At 61.3% G+C, this 1,905-nt stretch carries 1 protein-coding gene; it reads left to right on the forward strand.

What is annotated here, in order from left to right; all coding sequences use genetic code 11:
• Position 1 precedes the first annotated feature (1 nt).
• On the forward strand, positions 2-1,905 hold a 1,904-nt coding region (locus ACIQUH_RS27865; protein WP_400821434.1), incomplete at its 3' end, for an acetyl-CoA carboxylase biotin carboxylase subunit.

Below are 1,905 nucleotides of genomic sequence, written 5' to 3' on the forward strand. Positions count from 1 at the left end.
CATGATCAAGAAAATCCTCATCGCCAATCGCGGCGAGATCGCCTGCCGGGTCATCAAGACGGCGAAGAAGATGGGCATCGCCACCGTTGCGGTCTATTCGGATGCGGATGCCAATGCGCTGCATGTGAGACAAGCGGATGAAGCCGTTCATATCGGCCCCGCACCCTCGTCGCAGTCCTATATCGTTATCGATAAAATCCTCGAGGCGATCAGGAAGACCGGTGCGGATGCCGTCCATCCCGGCTACGGTTTCCTGTCGGAAAACGCCGCCTTCGCCGAGGCGCTGGAAAAGGCGGGCGTCGTCTTCATCGGTCCGCCCGTCGGTGCCATCCAGGCCATGGGCGACAAGATCACCTCGAAGAAACTGGCGGCCAAAGCGGGCGTTTCCACCGTTCCCGGCCATATGGGGCTGATCGAGGATGCGGACGAGGCGGTGAGGATCGCGTCTGAGATCGGTTATCCCGTGATGATCAAGGCGTCCGCCGGCGGCGGCGGCAAGGGCATGCGCATCGCCTTCAACGATGCCGAGGCGCGGGAAGGCTTCCAGTCCTCGAAGAACGAGGCGAAATCCTCCTTTGGCGATGACCGCATCTTCATCGAGAAATTCGTTACCCAGCCGCGCCACATTGAAATTCAGGTGCTGGGCGACAAGCACGGCAACACACTTTACCTCGGTGAGCGTGAATGCTCGATCCAGCGGCGTAACCAGAAGGTCATCGAGGAAGCGCCGTCGCCCTTTCTGGATGAGGCGACGCGAAAGGCCATGGGCGAGCAGGCCGTGGCGCTGGCAAGGGCAGTGGGTTACCATTCGGTCGGCACGGTGGAATTCATCGTCGATGGCGAGAGGAATTTCTATTTTCTGGAAATGAATACCCGCCTGCAGGTGGAGCATCCGGTGACGGAACTCATCACCGGCATCGATCTGGTCGAACAGATGATCCGTGTGGCATCAGGAGAAAAGCTCTCCTTCGGACAGGCCGATGTGAAGCTGAACGGCTGGGCGATCGAAAGCCGGCTTTATGCCGAAGACCCCTACCGCAACTTCCTGCCGTCGATCGGCCGGCTGACGCGTTATCGCCCGCCGGAAGAAGGCAAGCAGGAAAACGGCACCGTCATCCGCAACGATACCGGCGTCTTCGAAGGTGGCGAGATATCGATGTATTACGACCCTATGATCGCCAAGCTGTGCGCTCTAGGCAAGGATCGCGAAACCGCCATCGACGCCATGGGGCAGGCGCTGGACCGTTTCGAAGTGGAGGGCATCGGCCACAATCTGCCGTTCCTGTCGGCTGTCATGCAGCACGAGCGTTTCCGTGCCGGAAGGCTGACGACGGGTTTTATCGCGGAAGAATTTCCGGAAGGCTTTTCCGGGGTTGAGCCGGATGAGGCATCGTCGCGCAAGCTTGCCGCCATTGCCGCCATCATCCATCAGCGGCTGCAGAACCGTGCGGTGGAAATTTCCGGCACCATCGGCAATCACCGCCGTATCGTCGGCCATGACTGGGTGGTTTCGTTCGGCAAATTCCATCGAAGCGTCTGCGTGGAAACCGGCACGGATGGTACGGCGATCCGTTTTGACGACGGTGCTGCGCTGACGGTCGATACCGGCTGGCTTCCCGGCCAGAGCCTCGGCCTCTTCACGGTGGCGGGCGAGGTGATTGCCGCCAAGGTCGATCTTGCCGGGGCGGCGATCCGCCTGCGCTGGCGCGGCATGGATATTCGCGCCCATGTGCGCAGCCCGCGTGTTGCGGAACTGGCGCTGCTGATGCCGGAAAAGCTGCCGCCGGATACGTCGAAACTGCTGCTTTGCCCTATGCCCGGCGTCATTACCGGCATCTCGGTCGGCGAGGGCGACGAGGTGGAGGCCGGGCAGGCGCTGGCGACCGTCGAGGCCATGAAGATGGA

This window comes from Agrobacterium sp. NPDC090283 (assembly GCF_044769685.1).
Lineage (GTDB): Bacteria > Pseudomonadota > Alphaproteobacteria > Rhizobiales > Rhizobiaceae > Agrobacterium.